The sequence below is a fragment of the Bradyrhizobium sp. 159 genome, assembly GCF_023073795.1.
Taxonomy (GTDB): Bacteria; Pseudomonadota; Alphaproteobacteria; order Rhizobiales; family Xanthobacteraceae; genus Bradyrhizobium.
In genome coordinates, this window is the sequence record NZ_JADPKE010000061.1 from 30,012 (window position 1) to 54,857 (window position 24,846).

Annotated in this window: 20 protein-coding genes; 5 read left to right on the forward strand and 15 right to left on the reverse strand. The window is 64.4% G+C overall.

What is annotated here, in order from left to right; genetic code table 11:
• Positions 1–18 precede the first annotated feature (18 nt).
• The 5 genes from IVA96_RS17005 to IVA96_RS17025 form a co-directional block, all read right to left on the reverse strand.
• Positions 19–858 carry a ScpA family protein gene (locus tag IVA96_RS17005; RefSeq protein ID WP_247276012.1) on the reverse strand — a complete coding sequence of 280 codons (840 nt, stop codon included), beginning with the start codon at positions 856–858 and terminating at the stop codon, positions 19–21.
• Entirely contained in the window at positions 855–1,883 is a 1,029-nt protein-coding gene (gene nagZ / locus IVA96_RS17010; protein WP_247418363.1) for a beta-N-acetylhexosaminidase, read from the reverse strand. The genes IVA96_RS17005 and nagZ overlap by 4 nt, the downstream gene beginning before the upstream one ends.
• Positions 1,884–1,928: 45 nt before the next feature.
• Complete coding sequence (locus IVA96_RS17015; protein ID WP_247418442.1) at positions 1,929–3,503, reverse strand: SPOR domain-containing protein; 1,575 nt, start codon at positions 3,501–3,503, stop codon at positions 1,929–1,931.
• A gap of 140 nt (positions 3,504–3,643) precedes the next feature.
• Positions 3,644–5,434 carry an arginine--tRNA ligase gene (gene argS / locus IVA96_RS17020; RefSeq protein ID WP_247418364.1) on the reverse strand — a complete coding sequence of 597 codons (1,791 nt, stop codon included), beginning with the start codon at positions 5,432–5,434 and terminating at the stop codon, positions 3,644–3,646.
• A gap of 9 nt (positions 5,435–5,443) precedes the next feature.
• Positions 5,444–6,652: a deoxyguanosinetriphosphate triphosphohydrolase gene (locus IVA96_RS17025; RefSeq protein WP_247418365.1), complete on the reverse strand. Its 1,209-nt coding sequence runs from the start codon at positions 6,650–6,652 to the stop codon at positions 5,444–5,446.
• 122 nt (positions 6,653–6,774) lie between these two features.
• Between IVA96_RS17025 and erpA the strand changes: the two genes are divergently transcribed.
• Positions 6,775–7,104, forward strand: coding sequence for an iron-sulfur cluster insertion protein ErpA (gene erpA / locus IVA96_RS17030; RefSeq protein WP_025036472.1), 330 nt, complete (start codon positions 6,775–6,777; stop codon positions 7,102–7,104).
• A gap of 4 nt (positions 7,105–7,108) precedes the next feature.
• Here the strand turns inward: erpA and IVA96_RS17035 are convergent, their stop codons facing one another.
• Positions 7,109–9,439, reverse strand: a complete 2,331-nt coding sequence (locus tag IVA96_RS17035) for a PAS domain-containing sensor histidine kinase (RefSeq protein ID WP_247418367.1) — start codon at positions 9,437–9,439, stop codon at positions 7,109–7,111.
• A gap of 133 nt (positions 9,440–9,572) precedes the next feature.
• Here IVA96_RS17035 and xth point away from each other — a divergent pair, with 133 nt between their 5' ends.
• Complete coding sequence (gene xth / locus IVA96_RS17040; protein ID WP_247276006.1) at positions 9,573–10,370, forward strand: exodeoxyribonuclease III; 798 nt, start codon at positions 9,573–9,575, stop codon at positions 10,368–10,370.
• Between the two features lie 16 nt (positions 10,371–10,386).
• On the opposite strand, the gene IVA96_RS17045 is transcribed toward xth, so the two are convergent.
• The 8 genes from IVA96_RS17045 to IVA96_RS17080 all read right to left on the reverse strand — a co-directional run bounded on the left by IVA96_RS17045 (position 10,387) and on the right by IVA96_RS17080 (position 17,864).
• The gene (locus tag IVA96_RS17045) at positions 10,387–11,211 is read right to left on the reverse strand and encodes a tetratricopeptide repeat protein (protein WP_247276005.1); all 825 of its coding nucleotides are present in this window, start codon (positions 11,209–11,211) and stop codon (positions 10,387–10,389) included.
• On the reverse strand, positions 11,198–12,919 hold the full coding sequence (ilvD, locus tag IVA96_RS17050; protein ID WP_247276004.1) for a dihydroxy-acid dehydratase: 1,722 nt from the start codon (positions 12,917–12,919) through the stop codon (positions 11,198–11,200). Before ilvD ends, IVA96_RS17045 begins: the two co-directional genes overlap by 14 nt.
• A 1,216-nt stretch (positions 12,920–14,135) precedes the next feature.
• Entirely contained in the window at positions 14,136–14,711 is a 576-nt protein-coding gene (locus IVA96_RS17055; RefSeq protein ID WP_247276003.1) for a hypothetical protein, read from the reverse strand.
• A gap of 66 nt (positions 14,712–14,777) precedes the next feature.
• Positions 14,778–15,071 (reverse strand): hypothetical protein, encoded by a 294-nt coding sequence (locus IVA96_RS17060; RefSeq protein ID WP_247276002.1) that lies wholly within the window; start codon positions 15,069–15,071, stop codon positions 14,778–14,780.
• Between the two features lie 34 nt (positions 15,072–15,105).
• Complete coding sequence (locus IVA96_RS17065) at positions 15,106–15,363, reverse strand: hypothetical protein (protein WP_247276001.1); 258 nt, start codon at positions 15,361–15,363, stop codon at positions 15,106–15,108.
• 101 nt (positions 15,364–15,464) lie between these two features.
• On the reverse strand, positions 15,465–15,677 hold the full coding sequence (locus tag IVA96_RS17070; protein WP_247276000.1) for a hypothetical protein: 213 nt from the start codon (positions 15,675–15,677) through the stop codon (positions 15,465–15,467).
• A gap of 151 nt (positions 15,678–15,828) precedes the next feature.
• Complete coding sequence (locus IVA96_RS17075; RefSeq protein ID WP_247275999.1) at positions 15,829–16,005, reverse strand: hypothetical protein; 177 nt, start codon at positions 16,003–16,005, stop codon at positions 15,829–15,831.
• Positions 16,006–16,127: 122 nt separating this feature from the next.
• The gene (locus tag IVA96_RS17080) at positions 16,128–17,864 is read right to left on the reverse strand and encodes an adenylate/guanylate cyclase domain-containing protein (RefSeq protein ID WP_247275998.1); all 1,737 of its coding nucleotides are present in this window, start codon (positions 17,862–17,864) and stop codon (positions 16,128–16,130) included.
• Positions 17,865–18,183: 319 nt separating this feature from the next.
• Here IVA96_RS17080 and IVA96_RS17085 point away from each other — a divergent pair, with 319 nt between their 5' ends.
• On the forward strand, positions 18,184–20,373 hold the full coding sequence (locus IVA96_RS17085; RefSeq protein WP_247418370.1) for a lytic transglycosylase domain-containing protein: 2,190 nt from the start codon (positions 18,184–18,186) through the stop codon (positions 20,371–20,373).
• A gap of 76 nt (positions 20,374–20,449) precedes the next feature.
• On the opposite strand, the gene IVA96_RS17090 is transcribed toward IVA96_RS17085, so the two are convergent.
• A complete protein-coding gene (locus IVA96_RS17090; protein ID WP_247275996.1) occupies positions 20,450–20,806 on the reverse strand; it encodes a hypothetical protein in 357 nt (118 codons plus the stop codon).
• A gap of 1,334 nt (positions 20,807–22,140) precedes the next feature.
• Here IVA96_RS17090 and IVA96_RS17095 point away from each other — a divergent pair.
• Together IVA96_RS17095 and IVA96_RS17100 are read left to right on the forward strand one after the other, a co-directional pair.
• Complete coding sequence (locus IVA96_RS17095; protein WP_247275995.1) at positions 22,141–24,126, forward strand: PAS domain S-box protein; 1,986 nt, start codon at positions 22,141–22,143, stop codon at positions 24,124–24,126.
• Positions 24,123–24,791, forward strand: coding sequence for a response regulator transcription factor (locus IVA96_RS17100; protein ID WP_247275994.1), 669 nt, complete (start codon positions 24,123–24,125; stop codon positions 24,789–24,791). Before IVA96_RS17095 ends, IVA96_RS17100 begins: the two co-directional genes overlap by 4 nt.
• Positions 24,792–24,846: the final 55 nt, after the last annotated feature.

Consider the following 24,846-nt stretch of genomic DNA (forward strand, 5'->3'; position numbering starts at 1 on the left):
AGATCCTCCTTCTTGCACTTAACCGACCGGCGCATCGGGCGCAGGAGCTGCGTCCGGAACCGGTTTAGGACGCCCCTTCCGGAAATAGATGGGCGCGAACGCCTCTTTCTGGTTCAGCTCGAGCTGGCCTTCGCGCACCAGTTCGAGCGCGGCGGCGAAGCTCGAGGCGAACACCGTCGCGCGCTGCGTCGGATCGGCGACATGCCGGATCAGGAAGTCATCGAGAACGCCCCAATCATCCTGTTCGCTGATGCTGCCGACCAGCCGTTCCAGCGTGGCGCGCGCTTCGGCGAGCGACCACACCGTACGCTTGGCCAGATGCACGCTCGCCAGCACGCGCGATTGGCGCTGCGCGGCATAGGCGGTGAGCAGGTCGTACAGCGTCGCCGTGTATTTCGGATGCTTGATCTCGGCGATGTGCTCGGGCTCGCCGCGCGGAAAGATGTCGCGCTGCAATTGCGGCCTGTTCATCAGCCGATTGGCGGCTTCGCGAATGGCTTCCAGCCGGCGCAGGCGGTTGGCGAGGGCAGTCGCCATCTGCTCCGCGCTCGGGCCTTCCGCACTCGGCGGCTCCGGCAGCAGCAGGCGCGACTTTAGGAAGGCGAGCCAGGCCGCCATCACGAGATAGTCAGCAGCGAGCTCCAGCCGGATTTTCCGCGCAGCCTCGATGAAGTGGAGGTACTGGTCGGCCAGCGCCAGGATCGAAATCTTGGCGAGGTCGACCTTCTGCTGCCGCGCCAGTGCGAGCAACAGGTCGAGTGGGCCCTCATAGCCTTCGACGTCCACGACCAACGCCGGCTCACCCTCGGCAAGCTCTGCGGGCCGCCCGGTTTCGAAGGATAGGATTTCTGCGGTCATGCGGATGCCGTGTTTGCCCGTGCGATCAATGCGTCCAGTTCTGCGCGTGCGGCCGCCCGGTCCAACGGCTGCGGCGGCTTACGCGCGGCGAGCGCGGCTTTCGCCCGCTCCAGTGCTCTGCCGGACAGTTCGGGTGTCTGGCTGGCGACGTCGCGCATCTCCTCGATGTTGCCGTTGCAATGCAGGGCCACGTCGCAGCCAGCCGCGAAGATGGCGCGGGTCCGCTCGGCGATATTCCCCGACAGCGCGTTCATCGACACGTCATCACTCATTAACAAACCCTGGAACCCGATTGTGCCGCGAATCACGTCAGCAATCATTGTCGCAGATGTCGTCGCCGGTTGGGCGGCGTCGATCGCGCTAAACACAACATGTGCAGTCATGGCCATCGGCAGATCCGAGAGCGGCTTAAACGCGGCGAAATCGGTCCGGTCCAGCTCGTCCCGGGGCGTGTCGACTGTCGGCAGCTTGAAATGGGTGTCGGCAGTGGCGCGGCCATGACCGGGAATGTGCTTGAGAACCGGCAGCACGCCGCCCTGCTCCAGCCCCTCGGTGACCGCGCGCGCAATCGCGGCAACCTTGCCCGGCTCCGTGCCATAAGCTCGGTTGCCGATGACGGCATCGGCACCCGGCACCGGCACGTCAGCGAGCGGCAGGCAATCCACCGTAATGCCGAGATCGGCGAGATCGGCCGCGATCAGGCGGGCGCTCAGGCGCGCCGCAGTAAGCCCGAGCGCCGAATCAGTGTCGTACAAATTCGCAAATACGGCTCCCGGCGGATAGAGCGGCCAGTGCGGAGGCCCCAGCCGCTGCACCCGTCCGCCCTCCTGATCGATCAGGACGGGCGCGTCGGCAGCACCCGCCACTGCCCGCAATTCCGCAACCAATGCAGCAACTTGAGCCGGTGCCGCGACATTACGCTTGAAGAGGATGAAGCCCCATGGACGTTCGGCGCGGATAAACTCCCGCTCGGCGGCGGTCAGTTCCGTTCCGGATACGCCGGTAATGAAGGCCCGCGTGCTCATACGGCCGATTAACCCTGCCCCGCGAGGGGGTCAAGGAAACGGCCGTTAATTCCTCTGGACGAAGCAGGCGGACAGACCTGCGGACTTGAGGCTGTTGCATGCCTGCGTCGCCTCCTCGGCCGAGCCATAGGGACCGGCGAAGGCGCGGTAGACGATGCCCTTGCCCTTGTCGGTGAGGTCGACGCGCTTGATCACCGGCGAACGGGACCCGAGCACACTGCCGTACTTGCTCTGAAGCACCCGATAGGACGCGGCGGCGCTGTCCTCGCTCTGCTGCGAGGAAACCTGCACGATGTAGCCCCCACCGCTGCTGGCGGGCGCAATTTGCGTCGGGTTGGTCGCAGCCATCCGCTGCGGAGGCTCGGCCGTCGGTCCCGATTGCGGCGCGAGCGACAAAGGCTGGTTGGCGCTGGCATTGGCCGACGCCGGTGGATTGCGCGGCGCGATTGGCGCAGGCGGCGCGGCAACAGGTTTTGGCGCAGTTGCGGGCTTGGCGGCTGCAGCCGATTGCGGCGTAGCGCTATCGGTCTGATCACCCTTCACAGCCACCGTCCTGATTGAGCGCGGCGAATTGTTCGGCAGTGTGCCGTTGCTCGGGGCCGCCCCCGCGCTCGGCGGCGGCACCATCGACGGCGACACGCTCGCCACCGACGGTGGATTCGCATTCTGGTTCAGCGGCGGGAACACCACGCGGGGACCAGCCGCTCTGGCATTGACGTCGACAGGCGCTTCCTCCCGCGGCACGATCTTCTCGGTGCCGTCACCGCTCACCATGCGATCCGGCACCTTGGCGGAGGAGTCCGTCGGCGCCGGCACGATCTTGGTCGGTGTGTTGTCGGCCTTGATGATCGGCGGCTCGCCGCTGCGGGGGGAGCCCGCATAGGTCTTGTAGGCGAAGGCAGCACCAGTCCCGACCACGGCAAGCGCTAGGATCGCCGCGACTGTCATCATGCCGCCGCGCTGCTTCTTCGGCTCGTCAAGTTCGGCCTCAGGATAGTCGCTTTGGTAGGCGTAAGGATCGTCGGGGTAGGCCGGATCGCGCTGGTAGTCCTGCTCGCCTGTCTCGAGCCGGCCATAGAGCGCATCATCATAGCGCGACGGATCGGGCTGCGCGTACGGCTCCTGATAGGCCTGATCCTGATAAGCCTGACCGTGCTGCTGGTGGGCCTGATCCTGATAGGCTTGGGCTTGATAAGCGTGATCCTGATGGGCCTGCGATTGATGAAAGTCCGGCTCAGGCGCAGCTGCGGTCGGCTGGGCCGAATAGCGATGCAACGGATGAACCGGGTTTACGGAGACGGAATAGTCGGGCTCCGGCGCGGCTGTCGGCTGCGGCTGTACGTTGGCGCGCCGCATCCATGACGGCGGCCCGGGCGGCGGTGAGGCCTGCTCGGCATAAACCTGCCGATCATCGTCCTGGCGATAATCGTCTTCTCGATAACTCTGCGCGGGCGCTGCCGTCGGGCGTGCGGTCGGCGGCGACTGCGCTGCGAACGGATCGGTCTGTCCGATCAGACGGGCGAGCTCGGCCAAGGGATCATTTTCCGCCTTCCCATGCTGCTCGCTACCGCGACCATAGTCATCGGAGGGAAACGGTCTGTCCTGATATCGTTCGGCCATCGTGATGATGCGTCCCTTCGGGAAAGCCGCGCGCCCCTCGACCAAGGCACGGCTTTCGACCCACAAGGCTTTCAACCAAGTCTAAGCGATCCGGCTTCTGCCGGTTACCCCCGAATTCCTCTTAAGTAGTTCGCCCCAAACTACCGCATCTCGTCCGGGGCATGGACGCCGAGGATGGCGAGGCCCGATGCCAGGACTGAGACAACGCCCTGGACCATGGCCAGCCGCGCCTTCGTAAGATCTGCATCATTATTGATAATGAAGCGTAAATAGGGCAAATCGCGCCCCTTCGTCCAAAGTGCATGAAATTCGCTGGCTAAATCATAGAGATAAAAGGCAATTCGGTGCGGTTCGTGGGCCGCGGCGGCAGCTTCCAGCATGCGCGGAAAAATTGCGAGGCGCTTGAGAAGATCGAGTTCGACCGGGTCCGACAACCGTTCCACCGCCGACTCACTGAGCCAAGCGGTCCGCGCGCCGGTATCCTCCGGCAGTTCCGGGAACACCTCAGCCCGCGCGTTGCGGAAGATCGAGTGGCCGCGGGCGTGACCGTACTGAACGTAGAACACCGGGTTGTCGCGCGACTGTTCCACGACCTTGGCGAGGTCGAAGTCGAGCACCGCATCGTTCTTGCGGTAGAGCATCATGAAACGGACAGCATCCTGGCCCACCTCATCTACCACCTCACGCAGGGTGACGAAGTCCCCGCTCCGCTTCGACATTTTCACCGGCTCGCCGCTGCGCAGCAACTTCACGAGCTGCACGATCTTGACGTCGAGCGCGCCCTTGCCGGACGTCGTCGCCTTTACCGCCGCCTGCATCCGCTTGATGTAGCCGCCATGGTCGGCGCCCCAGACGTCGATCATCTCCGCAAAACCACGGTCGAACTTGTTCTTGTGGTAGGCGATGTCGGAGGCGAAGTAGGTGTAGGAATTGTCCGACTTGATCAGCGGCCGATCGACGTCGTCGCCGTAGGCAGTCGCCTTGAACAGCAACTGCTCGCGGTCTTCCCAATCCTCGACCGGCGCGCCCTTCGGCGGCGGCAGGCGTCCCTCGTAGATGTCGCCCTTGGCGCGCAGGAAATCGATGGTTTTGGCAACCTGGTTGTTGCCGTTCTCGATCAGCGAGCGCTCCGAGAAGAACACGTCGTGGCGGATGTTGAGCGCGGCGAGATCGTCCTTGATCTCCTCCATCATCATCGCGATCGCCTTGGCGCGCACGGTCGGCAGCCACTCCGCCTCGCTCATTCCGCGGAGCTTGTCGCCATGCTCCTTCGCCAGCGCCGCGCCGACCGGCTTCAGATAGTCACCGGGATAGAGTCCTTCCGGAATCGCGCCGATGTCCTCACCGAGCGCCTCGCGATATCGCAGGAACGCGGAGCGTGCGAGCACGTCGACCTGGGCGCCAGCGTCGTTGATGTAATATTCGCGCGTGACGTCGTGGCCTGCGAACTGAAGCAGGCTCGCCAGGGCGTCACCGAACACGGCGCCGCGGCAATGGCCGACATGCATCGGTCCGGTCGGATTGGCCGAGACATATTCGACGTTGACCTTGGAGCCGCCGCGGACGCGGCCGTAATCGGCGCCCTCGCGCAGCACCGTGCGCAGCGCCTCGGCCCAGGCGGCGGGACTCAGCGTCAAATTGATGAAGCCGGGACCGGCGACGTCGACCTTGGCGATCAGCGCATCGGCGCGCAGCCGCTCGGCGATCTGCTCGGCAAGATCGCGCGGCTTTGCCTTTGCCTCTTTCGCCAGCACCATCGCGGCGTTGGTCGCCATGTCGCCATGGGAAGCATCGCGGGGCGGCTCAACCACCATGCGCGAGAAATCGATGCCCTCAGGCCAGTTGGCGTCCACGGCCAGCGTACGGCAGGCGGCGTGCACGCGCGCGAGCACGTCGGCGAACAGGTGCAGGGATGAGGACGCGTCGGGCATGGCCGCCGCCTAACGCAAATCCGGGGTCGAGTCAAAGAGCCGCTGGTGCTCGGTCAGGGCGAAACGGTCGGTCATTCCGGCAATGAAATTGCCGATCCGACGGGCGCGGTCGCCCTCATTGTCTGCCTCCGCCCCCAGCAGCCATTCCGGCGGCAGTTCGGCCGGCACCTTCAGGTACTTTGCGAACAGGTCGAACAGGATCTGCTCCGCCTCCTCCATCACCCGCATCACCCGCTTGTGGCGGTACATGTGCTGGTAGAGGAAGGCCTTGATGGCGGCCTCCTCCTCGGCGACCTCGGCGGGGAACGCGATCAGCGCCCGGCTCTGCTGGCGCACGTCCTGCGCCGATTGCGGCTTGACCGCCGCAAGGTTCTTCTGCGCCTCGGCGAACACCGCACCGATCAGGTGCGAGATCAGCTCGCGCACCAGCTCGGCGCCGCGCCTGACATCTTCGAGATCGGGATAATGCGCCGAGGTCTCGGCGATGATCTCCGCCGTCAGCGGCATCACCTTGAGATCGCCGAGCTGGAACAGGCCGGCGCGTAGACCGTCATCGATGTCGTGAGCGTCATAGGCAATGTCGTCGGCGATCGCGGCGACCTGCGCCTCGAGCGAGGCGAAGCTCCATAATTCGAGATCATGCGTCTTGATGTAGTCGGCGATGCCGACGGGAACGCCGTGCTCGCGATAGCGTCCGATCGGCGCGCCGCTGCGATCGGTCAACGGGCCGTTGTGCTTGACGATGCCCTCCAGTGCTTCCCAGGTCAGATTCAGCCCATCGAACTCGGGATAGCGGTGCTCCAGCGCGGCGACGACGCGGAGCGTCTGGGCGTTGTGGTCGAAGCCGCCAAACTCCTTCAGGCAGGCGTCCAGTGCCCGCTCGCCGGCATGGCCGAACGGCGGATGGCCAAGATCATGGGCAAGCGCCAAGGTTTCGGTGAGATCCTCGTCCAGCCCGAGCTGCCGGGCCAGCGCACGGGCGATCTGGGCCACCTCGAGCGAATGGGTCAGCCGGGTGCGGTAGTGGTCGCCCTCGTGGAACACGAACACCTGGGTCTTGTACTTCAGGCGGCGGAACGCGGTGGAATGGATCACGCGGTCGCAATCGCGTCGGAACGGGCTGCGGGTCCGGCTCGGGGGCTCCGCGACTAGCCGGCCGCGGCTGCGATCGGGGTCGCAGGCAAAGGGCGCGCGGGGGGCTGCCATTCCGACGGACACGGCGAATTTAGTCCCTATCCATTTGATTCTGCGTATGGTGGCACTTAACTATGTCGGGCGCGGGATACCAAACGAATTGGGCAATGAACTTGGTATGACCGCGGGACTATCGGAGACGAACGATGACGACTGCCGTGACCATCAGCGACCGGGCCGCACGCCGGATTGGGGAGATCCTCAAGGGCGAAGGGTCAGGCGCGATGCTACGCATCTCCGTCGAGGGCGGCGGCTGCTCGGGTTTCCAGTACAAGTTCGACATCGACCGTGCCCGCACCGATGACGATCTCGTGATCGAGCAGGACAATGCTGTGGTGCTGGTCGATTCGGCCTCGCAGCCGTTCCTGGCGGGATCGCAGGTCGATTTCGTCGACGATCTGATCGGCGCCTCGTTCCGAGTCAACAATCCGAACGCGACTGCCTCGTGCGGCTGCGGGACCAGCTTCTCGATCTGAGCACCTACGCGCCGGTGATCTGCCTTTCCTCGTCCGTCCACTCCACCTCGACCGGCATCAGCTCCGGCCGAAGCGGCGCATCCTCCGACATGACGTGGCCGTCCAGCGCACGTAGCAGGGCCGCGACCAGCGCAGGCTTGCGCAGCGGCTTGGGCAGAAAGTCCGACATGCCGGCCTCGCGGCAGATCCTGACGTCTTCGGGGAAGGCGTTGGCGGTGAGCGCGATGATTGGCAGGACTTCGAAGCGCCCGCCTTGCGCACGGATCGCGCGGGTTGCGGCAAGTCCGTCCATGTCGGGCATGCGCACGTCCATCAGCACGACATCGTAGTCGCCTTCAGAGGCTGCCGCGACGGCGTCGACGCCGTCGGTGAGGACGCGCAGCTCAACATCGAATCCGCCGAGCATCTTGCTCACGACCATGCGGTTGACGGCGTCGTCCTCGGCGACCAGCACCTTCAGCGGCCGGTCGAGCCCGGCGATGCGAGCCTTGAGCTCGTCGCCGTCGTCGCGGCCCGCATCGTGGTCTGACGCCTCCGCCTGGCTCCAGGGCAACACCAGGGTGAAGCGGAAAGTCGAGCCCTCGCCCGGCATCGAGGTAACGCCGATGGTGCCGCCCATCTGTTCGATGATGCGCCGGGAAATCGCAAGGCCAAGGCCGGTGCCGCCGAAACGGGGGCTGATCGAGGCGTCCGCCTGGGCGAAGTCGCTGAAGAGCTGGCCGAGCTTATCGGGGGCAATGCCGATGCCGCTATCGGTCACCGCCCATTCGACCGTCGCCAGCAGATCGCGCCGCGCCTGGCAGGTGGCCGAAACCCTCACCTCGCCTTCGTCGGTGAACTTCACCGCATTGGACACGAGGTTGAGCAGCACCTGGCGGATGCGCGCGGCGTCGCCGCGCAGCGTCGGCGGCAGGTTAGGATCGAGCTCGACCTTGACTGCAAGTCCCTTGCTCTTGGCGCTCGCGCGCGCCACGGTCGCGGCGGTCTCGACCAGCGCCCGCGGCGCAAAGTCGATCGCTTCCAACGCGAAGCGGCCGGCCTCGAGCTTGGACAGATCGAGGATGTCGTTGAGGATGCGCTGGAGATTGTCGCCGGACTCGCGGATCGTGGTGACGGCCTCGTGCTGCTCCGGATCGAGCTTTGTCTCCAGCAGCATGCTGGCAAGCCCGAGCACACCGTTCATGGGCGTGCGGATCTCGTGGCTCATCACCGCCAGGAAGTCGGACTTGGCGCGGCTCTCGGCTTCGGCCTTCTCCGCGCGCCAGCGTTCGGTCACGTCGCGGCCGAAGCCGCGATAGCCGAGGAACTGGCCGTCGCGATCGTGGGCGGGCTTCGCCGTCAGCGACCACAGCCGCGCCTCGCCGCCGGCGACGACCTTGATATTCATCTCATGCAGCGCCTCGGCCTGCTCCATCAGGCCGATGATGTTGTAGGCCGCGCTCTTGTCCTCGGGGCAGAGCATGTCGAGCACGTCGGCGAAGTGCGATCCCTTCAGGAGCTGAAGCGGCAGCTGCGCCACGTCCGCGAAGCGCTGGGGTACGTCGACGAGATGCCCTTCGGCATCGGTCTGCCACAGCCAGTCGCTGGCGTTCTCATGAAAGTCCTTCAGCAGCAGCGAAATGATCTCGGTCTGCCGCTCAAGCTCGAGCTGGGCCTTGAGATTGCCGAGGAAGAGGTTGCCGTGGGAGACGATGTTGCGCGCCATGAAGAATGCGAACAGCAGCAGGAACACCGCGGTCACCAGATAGGGCCCGTCACCGCACAGTAGCATCGCACCGGCGCAGGCGATCGTCATGGTGGCGAGATAGACAAGGCCGGCACGCGGGAAGGTCGACAGCGTGAACGCGCCGCCCGACATCATGCCGACCATCAGGCAGGCCAGGATGAGCTGGCTGGTTGGCTCGATGCGGCTGAACAGCGCCAGCGGCAGCATGCCCCAGATCGCGGCGAGGAAGAACGCCTGCCGCAGCATCTGCCGCGCGGCACGCGGCGAGGCCTCCTGCGGCGGATTTCGATGCGACCGCCGCCACGAACGGACCGCGAGCGAGGCGGTGGCGGCGAGCGTCATACCCCAGATCGCGAGGACGTCGTTCCAGCCCCTGCCCCAGAACAGGATCAGAACGACGGCGACGTTGAGCATGGTGACGGCCATCGTCACCGGGATCAGCCGCGTCACCGCCTCGATCTGCTTGGCGCGGATGCGCCGCAGCTCGCGCTCGCTGAGATCGGCGGTCAGACCATCCTCGATCTCGAAGCCGCCTAGCCTATACAGCAACGCGCCGATCACGCCGTCGCGCGGCTCAGTTCGCGTCATGGATTTGTCCGGCCATCCCATCCGAGGCACCTTTTCGGCATCAATGACCCGTCGCGCGCTTAAGCCGGGTTAATTTTGTGGGAGATTCTGCGGCCGCCTTGACGGGCGCGTTTGCATTTTGTTCTAACGGTGGCCCCGCCTGGAGCCCCTCCCAATGCCCATCAGAGTAGCCACCTGGAACGTGAACTCGGTCCGGCAGCGGATCGACCTGCTGCTGACCTGGCTGAAGGAGTGCCAGCCGGACATCGTCTGCCTCCAGGAGATCAAGTGCGTCGATGAGGCCTTCCCCCGGCTGGAGATCGAGGCGCTCGGCTACAACGTGGTTACGCATGGGCAGAAGACCTTCAATGGCGTCGCCCTGCTCTCCAAGCTCCGGTTCGACGAGACCAAATCGGGACTCGCCGGCGATGACGAGGATGCGCATGCCCGCTTTCTCGAAGGCGTGGTAACGCTCAAGCAGGGCGTCTTGCGCATCGCCTGCCTCTATCTGCCCAACGGCAATCCGGTCGGCACCGACAAATATCCCTATAAGCTCAAATGGATGTCGCGGCTTCTTGAGTATTCGAAGGAACGCCTTAAGGAGGAGGTCCCGCTGATCCTCGCGGGCGACTTCAACGTCATCCCGCATGCCCGCGACGTCCACAACCCCGCCGCCTGGACCGAGGATGCCCTGTTCAAGGCCGAGACGCGGGAGAGCTTTCAATCCCTGCTCGGGCTCGGCCTGACCGATGCCTTGCGGGCGGTCACGGATGAGCCCGGGCTCTACACCTTCTGGGATTACCAGGCCGGGGCCTGGCAGAAGAACCAGGGCCTGCGCATCGACCATCTCCTGCTGTCGCCGCAGGCCAGCGACCGGCTCGCCAATGTCGGCATCGACAGCTATGTGCGCGGTTGGGAGAAGCCGTCGGACCACGTGCCGGTATGGGCGGATCTCGATCTTGAGGCGGCATAAGAGCCGCCTCTGCAGATCACTCCCGGCGGCCCTGCACCCACTGCTCCAGCATTTGCAGGCACATGGCGCGGTCGTCGTCGGAGGCCTTGGCGAAGGCGCGGTTATAGCTTTCCTTGATCCAGGTCTCCTCGGCCCCGGCGCTGTCACGCGCCAGCGTCAGCCACATCAGGCCGCGCGCGACCTGCCGCGGCAGGCGGTCGCCGTTGAACAGCATCTGGCCAAGCAGGGCCTGCGCCTGATGCTGGCCCTTTTGTGCGGCGAGGCCGAGCCAGCGCGCGCCGTAGCGAAAATCCTCGCGCGAGGCGTCCGGCGTCTTCAGGTACAGGCGGGCCAGATCATACTGCGCGTCCGCGTTGCCGAAATAAGACGCGGCATAGGAGAACATCTCCCGCGCCCGCTCCGGATCCGACTTGATCTTCGAGTTCGGGATACCGCTGAGATAATAGCGGCCGAGCGCGACGAAGGCGTTGGCCACGATCTGCGCCTGCGGCGCCGACGGACTGTCCTCGGCATGCGCATTGGCGATGCGGCTGAAATATTCGAAGGCGCGCAGATCGTCCTGGGCGACGCCGTCGCCATTGGCGTACATGCGGCCGAGCTTCCACTGCGCGATGGGGTGGCCGCCCTCGGCGGCATATTGCAGGGCGCTAAGCGAGGTTTCCTGGGTTACGACCGCCGGCGGAATTCGGCTGCGAACCGTATTCGCGGCGCCCGGCAAGGTGGTCACGACCGGGATGGTCGCGTCCTTGTTCACCGGCGCACCGTCGAAGGCGAGCGCCGGTGCGGCCAGCGCTATAGCCCCCAACACAAACGCAACTATGGCACGCCTAGATGTCCGCATAGCACTGTTTCTCGTGCGCGCCGCCCGGATGGGTCACCGCCCCCCCGAGCGCTGGTCCAACCTGCTGAGCATACTTCCAGAGCGCACCCGACGTGTGGTTAGTCGCGCGAGGTGCCCATTTGGTCTTGCGCTGGGCGAGCTCCTGGTCGCTCAATTTTACGTTAAGGGTACCGGCGACGGCATCGATCTCGACGATGTCGCCGTCCTCGAGCAGCCCGATCGGGCCGCCAATCGCGGCCTCGGGCCCGACATGACCGATGCAGAAGCCGCGAGTCGCGCCGGAGAAGCGGCCGTCGGTGATGAGCGCGATCTTGCCGCCCATGCCCTGGCCAGTCAGCGCTGCGGTGGTCTGGAGCATTTCCCGCATGCCGGGACCGCCCTTCGGCCCCTCGTAGCGGATCACGATGACTTCGCCTTCGCGATAGGTGCGCTTCTGGACCGCCTCGAAAGCATCCTCCTCACGGTCGAAGCACCTGGCCGGACCGGTGAACCTGAGGTTGGACATTCCCGCGACTTTCACGATCGCACCTTCTGGCGCCAAATTGCCCTTCAGACCGACCACACCGCCCGTGACGGTGATGGGTTTGTCTGCCGGGTGCACCACGTCCTGGTGCGGATTCCATTTCACGCTCTTGAGGTTTTCGGCGATCGTTCGACCGGTGACGGTGAGGCAATCACCGTGAAGAAATCCGTTGTCGAGCAGCGTCTTCATCAGAAGCGGGATGCCGCCAACTTCAAACATGTCTTTGGCGACATAACGGCCGCCCGGCTTCAAATCCGCGACATATGGTGTCTTTTTGAAGATTTCGGCGACGTCGAACAAGTCGAACTTGATGCTCGCCTCGTGCGCGATCGCCGGTAGGTGCAGCGCAGCATTGGTCGAGCCGCCGGACGCGGCGACCACGGCGGCCGCATTCTCCAGCGCCTTGCGGGTGACGATGTCGCGCGGCCGGATGTTGGAGGCGATCAGGTCCATCACCTTCTCGCCCGCGGTCATGCAGAAGGCGTCGCGGATTTCATAAGGTGCCGGCGCACCGGCTGAGTATGGCAGCGCAAGGCCAATCGCCTCGGAGACAGTCGCCATGGTGTTGGCCGTGAACTGCGCGCCGCAGGCACCCGCCGAGGGACAGGCCACGCGCTCGATCTCGTCGAGGTCCTCGTCCGACATGGCGCCAACCGAATGCTTGCCGACCGCCTCGAACATGTCCTGCACCGTGACCTGCTGGCCGCGGAAATTGCCGGGCAGGATCGAGCCGCCGTAAATGAAAATCGACGGCACGTTGAGGCGGACCATAGCCATCATCATGCCCGGCAGCGACTTGTCGCAGCCGGCGAGGCCGACGAGCGCATCATAGGCGTGGCCGCGAACCGTCAACTCGACCGAGTCGGCGATGCATTCGCGCGACGGCAGCGAGGAGCGCATGCCATCATGGCCCATGGCGATGCCGTCGGTGACGGTGATGGTGCAGAATTCGCGCGGAGTGCCGCCGGCCGATGCGACCCCCTTCTTCACCGCCTGTGCTTGACGCATCAAAGCGATGTTGCAGGGCGCAGCCTCGTTCCAGCACGAGGCGACGCCGACGAAAGGCTGGTGGATCTGCTCGGTAGTCAGACCCATCGCGTAGAAGTAGGAGCGATGAGGCGCGCGCGCAGGACCTTCCGTCACGTGACGGCTCGGCAGCCTCTGCTTGTCGATCTTCGCGCGCATCGCAAACCAGTTTCCCCGGTCAACCCTTTCAGACCCGAAAAATCAGAGCCAAGATTTGAATCGACCTTGGGATTTCCCGTCGCCGTCGAAGACTGGCCGCTACCCTTAAAACATTAGAGTGATTTTATTCATGTTCGGGTGTGGCTAAAAAGCGGCGACGACGCGAACGGTCGGTGATCAAAGTTAAATCCGGGGGAGTGTTGCGCGGATAGCACAATCGTGGCTCGGAAGACACGGATAAGCCTACAGTGATACCTCGCGGCGAGGCCCAATCTCCGACTTGAAGGAGCGAAGAAGCTCCGCCCGGATCTGGTTGGTGACAGGAAGCGCGGCTGCACTGAGTCGGGGACCCGCTTTGCCTGATCATGTCCGTGCACACCTCGCTCGTGTCCGCGACAAGCTCCACATCGCCAGGCAAGCCCGGCGCTGGCGTCCGGAGCACGAGGGAGGTGTGACACACCGCCGTCGGCGCATCGCAATGATGGATCGAGAGGGGATATCGTAACTCTCCGACGTGCATTTCAACGCGCAGACACGCCTTCGCATCCTCGCGGCGCATTTCGCCCGAGCTTTGCTTCGTCGCTCCACCCTCAAAGCCGGGAGGGCGCAGGGGAAGGCCGGGTGCTGACCTGGCACCCACGGTCCGCTGTGCGAAAGGCACACGCAGAAAACTGCACAGCGGCATACAGGTGAAGCCCAACACACGGCCTTCCCTGCGCAGTGGTTTGACGGCTTATGCCGCGCTCTCCTGGGAGCCGAATTCGTTCTGGCCTCCCTCGCCCTCGTAGAAGTCACGGACACCGCGCCGGTTGACGCCCATGCCGCATCCGCCAGGGCTTGACCGTAGCAACGACGGCCAGGACCACACGGTTTTGCCGTACGCGCGGCTCGCCTGCGCCGCAGGGTTCGACGGCGTTGTGCACTTTGCCATCGACATGCTGGCGCGACGAACCTGACAGCGCCGTCCGTCTGCGCGAAGCTCAAGGGCTCACGGAGAGCAATCCGCCCTGCCCTTGGCCTTTCGCGCCCGACGCTGCCGCGTCCACCGCAAGCCCGGCTCCGCGATCATCACGACACATGATCGCCCCTCTCGGATGAGCCGGGATGCACGACACATACGTCATTTCCGAATTTCGGTAAAGCGGAATATTTTTGAACGCGCCGCTTGACACGGGACAGGCCGAAATTGCCTGGTGTTTTGCCCGTCGGGATGTGCTCAAGCATTCCGCAGCGCGCGGACGAACGGATCGCCCACACGGACGATCTCGCAGACGGCGACGAGACCGGCGAGCCACACGGCACTGGTGAGCCCAATGCGCGTCACGATGGCAGCGGTGAAGGCGCCCTCTCCGCCGAGGGCCGGCGTCGCGGCGAGCAGCGCGAGCTCATAGGCCGCATAGGCGGCAACGAGCGTGACGGCCAGCGCCAGCGGCCTGCGGCCCTGCGGCAGCGTACGCAGCACGGCGGACGAAACGGCGGTCGCCAGCAGCACGGCCGCGCCGGTCGCAAAACCCCAGGCGATGGTGCTGCCGTCGATAGGGTAATGCAGCGCGCCGAAGCCGATGGCCTGGTTCACGAGCCAGACGCCGGTGACGACGAGCAGTGCCGGCCGCAGCGGCAGCATCGCGGCCGCGACAACCGCGAAGGCCGCAAACGGCGTGGCGCAGGCGAACGCGAAGCTTCCGAGCGCGCCTGACACCGCCAACAGCGCAAAACAGAACATCCGCGCAAGGCGCGGCGCGACGGGGTGAAGCCGGAAACGGTCGTCATGAGATGGCAGGATGAGAGCCATGGTGATCTCCAGACGGTCGTCTTACCACGTCTGGTGATGATTTACGATTTACGCAAGCCAGCACGATCAGGCCGGCGTTCTCTCGGAGCGCGTCCGGACCACGGCCCGTTCGCCGGCGTCGACGAGCTGGCCGATACCGGTTCGGCCCATAAGCGCGCACCGGACGATGTTTTCAGCGACCGACCTCCGGAAGCCATAGTCCTCGCCATCGGGGCGACCGCGGCAGATCCGGTCCAACGCCAATTTCATGTTGATCCGTGTGCGGGTGTCGAAGTGCTCGCTGATCATTCGCCCGGCCTCGATGGGTTGATGTTGGGCAGAAACGCCCGCCGGTGGGCCCGGTTCCAAATCGGAGATCAAGGGACGTCCCGTCAGACTGCGAGTGCGTGGCGACTTACGTCCGCCCGCGCGGGCGCTGGGCTTGCGCCCACGCAACGGCGACGTCGCGTGGCGGAACATCGATGCGCTTGATCGGCGTCAGTTCGCCGGAGGCGGAGACGATCGCGGTCTCCTCGCGGCGGCAGCGCGGGCACACGAAGCGGACTTCGTGCGGGGACGCCGACCAGCTTGAACGTTTGACGTTGGCAGCCATCGGCCAGGCGTCGCAATGCGAGCACGACACCAGGAACCGGCCGGGATCGAGCATACCCATTCCATCGAACTCCGCGTCCTGCCCGCTTCCTCAATGATTAATCCATGTGAATCGTTCCGGTGCCTAGGCACCGCCGGGCTTGGCGCGTCAGGGACTTTGGATCAGTGCGCCCCCTTGAGGGTGCAGGAGGTCGTGCAGGTCACCGTGGTGCCGCGATCGCATGCTTTGCAGGCGCTGACGCACTGGTTCATGTCGCGGGGATTGTAGCTGCTGTAGTTTCGCATCGGGCAGGTCGAGGCCGAGCCGGTGATGTCCTGCTCCTGATTGCAGGCTGCCATCATGAGCGCGACTGTGATCACTGCAACGAGGCGCATGGGATTGCCCGTCGAACATGGCAAGTGACACTCGCGGGGCGCGCTGCATTGCAACGAATCCCGGCCTTCCCACCACGAACCGTCGCCGATCAGCGACATCCGCATGCTGCGAGAATGCGCGCCAAATGTTAAGAACGGATTGCAGCCGGCCTCAGGCCGCGGCCCTGGTCGCGATCGCCTGCCGCGTGTCCAGCGCCAGCTGGCGGTACTGTTCTCCGAGATTCAGATAGAACTCGCGCTTGGCGCTGTCGGTCGCGAGCTTGGCGATCAGCTCGCACTCCGCGGTGAGCGTCTCGAACCGTTCGAGCCTGTCCTCAAGATGTGTCATCGGCGTGTCCCCATCAGACGCCTCAAGGACATCAAGCCTAAGCCCGGGAAATAGGTCACGGCGAACATCGTTATGAACCAGAATCGTTTTTCCCGGTCTGCGGCGAAGGACGGCAGGCACGGCTATTTCTGCTCCAACCGCCAGGCGCCATCCCAACCGCCGTCGGGCGGGTTGGCCTCGAACTGCGTGATGCGGCCGAGCAGCGTGCGCGAAGGACCGTCGCCCGGGACCGCTTCGAGCGCGGCGTTGAAGGCGGCGCGGGCATCGCCGAAGCGCCGGGCGCGATAGGCGGAGAGACCTTCGGCATAGTGCGTGCGCAGGCTCGCTTGGGCATCGGTGAGTGCGTTGGCCCTGCCCATCACCTCGAAAACAGCTTGCGGTGCGCTCTGGCCCGCCACCGCGAGACGATCGATCTCGCGCAGCTCGAGGCGCGCGCCGACCGCCTCTGCCGTTGCCTGCGAGATCAGGATGCGGGTCCCATACGCCTTGTTGGCGGCCTCCAGCCGCGAGGCGAGGTTCACGGCGTCGCCCATCACGGTAAAGCTCATCATCAGCTCGGAGCCGATGCTGCCGGTCAGGACCTCGCCGGTGGCGATGCCGATGCGCAGATCGCAGGGCGCCGGCATGGCGCGGATGCCGAGCAGATCCGGCAGCTGCTTCTGGAGCGCGGGCACCTGATCGGCCATCTCGATGGCGGCAAGGCCGGCGAGCATCGCCTGCTCGTCCTCCTCGATAAAGGGCGGCCCCCAATAGGACATGATGGCGTCGCCGATATATTTGTCGATGACGCCGCGATTGCTGCGGATGGGGCCGGACATCACCGTGAAATAGTGGTTCATCACCTTGACGAGACCGCGCGGCGTCATGCCTTCGCTCATCGAAGTGAAGCCGCTCATGTCGCAGAACATGATGGTCATGACCCGACGCTGGCCCTCGATGGCGACCTCCGGCCGGTCAATCAGGCCCTGCACCACCTTGGGGTCGATGTAGCGCCCGAAGGTCTCGCGGATGCGTTCGTTGTGGCGCAACTGCTCGATCATGCGGTTGAAGGCCGCGGCAAGCTCGCCGATCTCGTCCTGCGTGGAAACGGTGATCGGCTTGTCGAACCGACCCGCCTCGACCTCGCGGGTGCCAGCGAGCAGCAGTCGCACCGGGCGCGTGATACCGCTACTCACGAGCAGCGCAAAGGCAAATCCGACGATCGCTGCGAGTAGGGTCACGACGCCCGACACGATGATCGTCTGGTGCTGGCGGCTGATCACCTGCGACGTGCTGAAGAAAACCTGCGCCAGCATGTCGGTGCGGATCGCATCGATCTTCTGGTTGAACTGGTCGCGCAGCGCATCGATGTGCTCCAGCGTGCCGCGGGCCTCCGCCATCTGCTTGGCATCGACCTGCTTGACCAGCTTTCCGTGGTCCTCGTCAAGATCGCGGCGCAGCTCAGTGACGGCGGTCTCGATGCGGAGCTCGATCCGCGCCAGCGCGGCATAGTCGGACGGGGTCCTGGGATCGTCGATGATGGCGTTGATGAGCTTGCGTGCACTCTCGGCTTCCTCCTCGATCTTGCGGTCGGTTTGATCGAACTCGCGCAGGCGCGCCGCATAGGCCTCCTCGTCCGATGGCGACTGCATCTTGGTCATGACCATGCGCCGCAGTGCCAACGCCCGTTCCAGCGAACGGACGTTGGCCCGCGCCAGATGCCCATAGGCCGGGATGTAACGGTTGGTCAGCTCGTCCAAGAGCACGCCGACCTGGCTCGACATCACCATCGACAGGATCGAGGTGATCAACATGAGAACGATCAATCCGAGGGCGACCCCGACGATCTTGCGCCGAATCGACTGGTTGAAAATCGGCATAGGTGCAGGGCAAAGGCTGAAAGGATGAACGATGGAACTCAATACACCGGAATTGGTCGTAGGGACACGCACAATCTGGCGGGCCTGACGTCCTGAACCTACACAACCCCTGCGAGAGCCCACTAACAGAGGTTTAAAGGCGCTGTCCTTCCACCATTTCGCACGTTCCCGAGTTCCCATCCGTATTTTGCCGCATTGTTGCGGGAGCGTGAGAAATGCGAAACGATGTCATGACATCGTTTTGGTGTCTTTTTTTGATTCTCAAGCCGCATGTCGTCGCGGACCTTGGTTTGTAGTGGTTTCGCAGGGGGGCCATGGAATGAACCAGTGCCTACGCTCGCTCGCGTGTGTCGTTGCCGTGGCCGCGATCGCCCTCCTTCCCACGGCGTTGGCGGCGAAGAGCAGTCATAAATCATCTGCTCCGAAGAAGACGAATGAGGCGAAGGCCGGCAAGCACCGCCATGCCTCGGCCGCCAAGGCGCGGCACGGCAAGCACGCCGAAGCCAAGCGCAAGTCGAAGAAGACGGTCGAGGTACCCTCGGATAAGCCGGCACCGCCGCCGCTGACCGGCGATCTCGCCGCGCTGAGGGATGCGATCGACCTCGCGCGCAAGGGCAAGACCGAGGATGCGGGCGCCGCACGCGACCGCATCACTGACCCCGCCGGACAGAAGCTTGTGGACTGGTTCATGCTGCGCCATTCCGAGAGCACGGCGAATTTCAAGCGCTACGCCGCCTTCCTCGCCGCCAATCCGGACTGGCCGAGCAGCGCTCTGCTGCGCCGGCGCGCCGAGGCGCGGCTGTGGCAGGAGAAGAGCGAGCCGGCCATCGTGCACAAATTCACCATGGACCGGCCGACCAGCGCCAAGGGCAGGTTCGCGCTGGCCCGTGTGCTGCTCACTGAAGGCGAGACCGACAGGGCCGCGCGTCTCGTGCGCGAGGCCTGGCGCACGGATGAATTGTCCGAGCGGAGCGAAGAAGACTCCTACGCGGCGTTCCACGACCTTCTATCCACCGACGATCACCGCGCGCGCATGGACAAGCGTCTCGGCGCCAAGGACTACGCAGGCGCACGACGCGCAGCCAAACGTCTCGGCGAGGATGCGCTCGCGATCGTAAAGGCCTGCGCCGCCGTCACCGGCAAGGCTAGCAAGGCCAAGGACTATCTCGAGGACGTCTCGACCGAGGCGCGGCGCGATCTCGGCTATGTACTGTGCCGCGCCCAATGGCATCTTCAGAACGACCGCATCGACGACGCAGCCGAGGTGATCCTCACCGCCCTGCCCGACACGATGGCGGCGCAGGACACCGATGCCTGGTGGCGCGAGCGCCGCCTGCTGGCACGCAAGCTGCTCGACCAGGGCAAGTTCAAGACCGCCTACGACGTGGTGCGCACGGCCGCGGTGCCGGAAAAGGAAGTCTACCGCGTCGACTACCATTTCATGTGCGGCTGGATCGCGCTGCGCTATCTCGACGATCCCAAGACGGCGATGGTGCACTTCGCCGCAATCGACGAAGGCTCGGCCAATCCGATCGCGCTGTCGCGCGCCCATTACTGGCGCGGCCGCGCCGCCGAAGCGATGGGCGCCACCGTCGACGCCCGCATGAGCTACAAGGCGGCGGCGCGCTATCAGACCGCCTATTACGGCCAGCTCGCCCGCGCAAAGCTTGGCCTCGACCGGATCGAGCTACGTGCGCCCTCCCCGGTGTTGGCCACTGCCGACACGCAATTGGCGGACGAACGCGTGCGCGCCGCCAACATGCTCTACGATATCGGCGAGCGCGGCGTGGTGTTCTATTATGCCGAGGATTTTGCCAAGGAGAGCACCGAGCTCGCGGCGCTCGAAGCCCTCGCCGAGCTCGCGGGCCGGCGCAGCGATGCGCGCGTGATGCTGGAGATCGGCAAATCGGCGCTGGCACGCGGGCTTGCGCTCGACCACTATGCCTTCCCCACCATCGGCGTTCCCGAGCACAAACAGGTCGCGCCCGCGATCGAGACCAGCGTGATCTATTCGGTGGCGCGCACCGAAAGCTCGTTCGACCAGCGCGACAAGTCGCCGGCCAATGCGGTCGGGCTGATGCAGGTGACGCCGGAAGCGGGCCGCGACACCGCCAAACGCTTCGGCCTGACCTATGACTGGAACAGGATGGTCTCCGATCCCGTCTACAACACGCAGATGGGCGCGGCCGAGCTCAGCGCGCTGTTCTCGGAATATCGCGGCAACCAGATCATGACCTTCGCCGGCTACAATGCCGGCCGCGGTCGCGTGCGCGAATGGGTGCAGGCGCGTGGCGATCCCAGAGACCCCAAGGTCGATCCGGTCGACTGGGTCGAGCGCATCCCGCTGTCGGAGACGCGCAACTACGTCCAGCGCGTGATCGAGAACGTGCTGGTCTACCGCGCACGGTTCGAAGACAGCGGCATGATCGCCGGCAAGAGCGACCAGCGCGTCGTCACGCACGAAGCTGGCGCAACCGCACCCGTGGCGGCCGCAGCACCTGCTCCCTAGTCAACGCCGCCCGGGGCTGAACGCGGCGCCTGCAAGGTTACGGTGCTGCGGCTTCCACGCGCGTGCAGTCGCGCAGCTAGGTGTCACCTCCTTCCATCGTGATCAGATCGCGACCGTCCAAATATGCGCCGGTCAACGCTCTTGCGAAGGTCCAGGCGTGTATCGTGCAGCTCCAGCACGAGACGGCCGTCAGGACCGCCAACGTCTCGATCATGTTTCCAGCGAACTCGACGTTCTCGGCGGCCCGTTCTGTCCACCCGGGCATCGACCATCGCATAAACGTGACGAGTTCGCCGCGGCGGTAGCAATCGTAGTCACAGTAACGGCGCTGCGTCCGCACATGCCGGACATAGCCGGAGCGGATTGACCGCGAGCATGTGCTGCACGTGACGGCGGGCAACGGGGGGTCGTGATTGACCACCACGAATTTCATGAAGCCGCCCTCACGCCATCTTTGGCGAGCGCTTCGCAGAACAGCGCGTAGCACTGATAGTCGCAGTAAGGCAGACCTGTCCGAATCTCGCGGAGATAGCTGCTGCTGATCGGCTCGCAGCACTGCATGCACCAGGTCTTCCGGAACGGAGTCCGGCCGTTCACCAATACGAACGCGAATCTCACGTGGCACCTCCCAAAGCGAAGCAGTAAACGCTGTCCAACGGAGAAAGTGCGGGCGGTGGAGCGCAAAGATGGTTTCGGCCGTCCGGATTATCCCTGTTTCGCTCCACTTTTTGCGGTGGGATCAGAATGAATCTGCCGTCCTCCCTGCGCCGTGCATAGAGCCGGCCGTCAATGTACTTGATATCAGTCGGATAGCAGTCAGCGCTGCTGCAGCAACTGAGGCTCGGATTGTCCGGCATGTGCCAGGTCGAATAGAATTTTTCGTGCAGCGCCTGGTCCTGGGGTGGATGCTGGCGATGAACGGCACCGTCTCTTGTCTCCTGCGCCTGGACCGTCGCAGCGGAGCCAAGGAGAACCATCGAGCACAAGAGCTTGCATGAGCGGTTCAACGCACGAGCTCCGCGATTAGAAGTCAGCTCTCCAGTTCAGCCCTCACGCGACCTGAGCCCGGAACAGCCACCGGCGGTCGCGTTCGCGGCGTGTGCGGAAGCGATCAACGCACTTCTTGGAGCAGAGCGCTGTGCGCCAGGAATAGTAGCGGATCAGGCCAAACTTGCCGCCACACACCGCACAGCCTTTGATTGAAGAGCAACGTTCGGACTCGGATAGGCGAGGCTCAGGAAGTTGCGACGTATTGCACATTGTTCTCTCCCTTGTTGCTTGGTTCCCGTCGACCTCACGCGGGTCGTGAATTGCTCCAACGCGGCTGGGTGTCGAGAAATGCAGCGGCCTCGTCCTTGGTCGTGCCTGTTAGTGAGAGGCCTCGGCCGTAGGCTTGAGACCCGATCTCGCCCGACCGATGCGATTGGCTGGTCGACACTCCCGATGGTCATGAGGCTAGTCCGCCAGGCATGAGGCGCTCAATTGTACGGAGGTAAATGGCCGCCATGACTAGGAATAGACGAGCTATACCTAGGTTTGTCCCGTACTCGCCCGGGGGCTCTCGCGCGGGCTCGCGTTCAACGAGACCACGCACGATGCGCGGGTTGCACGGCTACCGCGAAAAATCGGGCGCTGAGGTGACCAGGACGGCGAGCAGCCAATTCCAAGCCCAACGTCGTCACCGGCATCCGACTTTGGCCGGAATTGCTCCTCCGGCGGCAACGTGCTCTACTTGTGTTCACGCAGAGAGCGCCGGGAGCGTCTGCGATGAAGCCGGGCCGGGCAGCAACGTTCGGGAAGTCAGCCGCGCAATACCTCGCCGGCTGCCTCAGGCAAGTTGTCACCCCCAAGCCGCGCAGCGAGCCCAGCGACGCCGGTCTGCTGGAGGCGGTCAAGCAGTGGCAGCAAGTCTTCGAGCACAACCCGGTCATGTATTTCATGGTCGATCCGAGCGGAACCGTGATCAACGTGAACACGTTCGGCGCGGCGCAACTGGGCTATACGGCCGCGGAGTTGATCGGCCGATCAGTGCTGGATGTGTTCTTCGAGGAAGATCGCGACTTCGTACGCGCGTGTGTTGCGCTGTGCCTTGAGACCGTTGATCAGTCACACACCTGGGAAATCCGGAAGGTTCGCAAGGACGGCTCGGTGCTATGGGTGCGCGAGAATGCCAAGACCATGCTGCGGGGCAATGGCGGGCCGATCGTGCTGGTCGCCTGCGAGAACATCACCGAGCGCAAGGAAGCGGAGAATGCGCTGCGACAGAGCGAAGCTTACCTCGCCCAGGCACAGGAATTGAGCCACACCGGCAGTTTCGGCTGGAGGGCTGCAACCGGCGAGATCACATGGTCCAAGGAGACCTATCGCATCTTCCAATGCGACGAGGGGACCAAGCCAGAGATTCCCTTCATGCTCCAGCGCATCCATCCGGAGGACCGGCTCGCAGTGCAGCGGATCACGGGCCGGGCGGCGCGCGAGGGAAAAGATTACGATCACGAATACCGGCTGGTGATGCCCGGCGGTTCCATCAAGTACGTCCGAGCGGTCGCCCGCGCGACGCGAGATGCGAGCGGTCACGTGGAGTTCGTGGGGTCGGTGACTGACATCACGGCGACCAAGGAGGCAGAGCGCAGACTTCGTGACAGCGAGCAGCGCTTTCGCGACTATGCCGAAACCGCCTCCGACTGGTTCTGGGAGACGGGACCAGACCATCGCGTCACTCACATCTCGGAACATTCTGATACCGTCACCGCCCCCGCGGGCCTGATCGGGCTCACGCGTTGGGACATTGCTCCCGACGCCGATCTCGAGCCCGAAAAATGGCGACAACATCGGGCGGCGCTCGATGCCCACGTCCCGTTCCGCGATCTGGTTTACCGCAGCAAGGACCGCAACGGACAGCCGATCTATGTGCGGACGAGCGGCAAGCCGTTCTTCGACGCCAACGGCACCTTTCTGGGTTATCGGGGCGTCTGCACCGACGTGACCGCGGCCATCCGGGCCGATCACGCCGAAGAGGCGCTGCGCAAGGCGCAAGCCGAGCTCGCTCATGTGACTCGCGTCACGATGCTGGGCGAGCTGACCGCTTCAATTGCTCACGAAATCAACCAGCCCCTCGCCGCCGTGATCGCAAACGCCGACGCCTGCCTAGCCTGGCTGCAGCGCAGTCCGCCCGATCTCAAGGCGGCGCGCCGCTCCGTGGAGTGGATCATCGAGGACGGCAAGCGTGCCAGCGACGTCATCCGTCACGTTCGGGCGCTCGCCAAGCGTTCCGATATCGAGATGGCTCCGCTCGAAGTCAGCGTGGTCGTGCGCGAGGCTGTCGCGCTCGTTCAGCGCGAGATGGCGAGCCATGCCGTGTCGGTTCGAATGGAACTGTCGTCGGCACTGCCCAGGATCTTTGGCGATCGAATTCAATTGCAGCAGGTCCTCATCAACCTGATCAAGAACGGCATCGAGGCCATGGAAGGCATCGATGACCGCCCGCGCGAGCTGGCGATCCGTTCAGCGGCCGACGACGATGGCGCGGTGCTGGTGAGCGTCTCCGACTGCGGCGTCGGCATCTGCGAACAGGCAATGGACCGCCTGTTCATGCCGTTCTTTACCACGAAGTCCAGCGGCATGGGCATGGGCCTGTCGATCTGCCGCTCGATTATCGAGGCACACGGCGGACGACTTTCCGCCATACCGAACCAGGAGCGCGGAGCGACTTTTCAGATCACCCTGCCACTCCATCGAGAGGAAGCACCGTGAACGAGCGCGCGGGGCCTTCGCCCAAGGAGGACGGCGATCAGCCAATCGTCTTCATCGTCGACGACGACGCGTCCATGCGTCGTGCGCTTACCAATCTGTTCGAGTCGGTCGGCCTCAAGGTCGAAGCATTCGGCTCGGCGCCGCAACTCCTCCAGACCAAGCCGCCGGAAGTCCCCAGTTGCCTGGTGCTCGACATCCGCCTGCCCGGAACGAGCGGCCTTGAGCTGCAAACCGATCTTGCCAAGGCAAATATCCATACGCCGATCATCTTCATCACCGGTCATGGCGATATTCCCATGACTGTTCGGGCCATGAAGAGCGGCGCGATCGACTTCCTGACCAAGCCGGTTCGCGACCAGGAAATTCTCGACGCGGTCCAGGCCGCGATCGAGCGAGACCGCAAGCGCCGCGATCTTTACAAGACCGTCTCGGACGTCAGATCGCGCTTCGAGTCACTCACCTCGCGGGAGCGGGACGTCTTGTCACTGGTGACGTCGGGCCTGATGAACAAGCAAGTGGCCGCCCAGCTCGGTTTGGCGGAAATCACCGTCAAGATCTATCGCGGCCAAATCATGCGGAAAATGGGGGCGAAGTCGCTGGCCGACCTGGTGAGGATGAGCGAGGCGCTCGGGATTCGACCCAGCAAGCCCGACGTACAAACCTAAGTATGAGTTTCCAACGATGACCGGCGGGTCCACCTTGCGGGTTTATGTGAGGCCG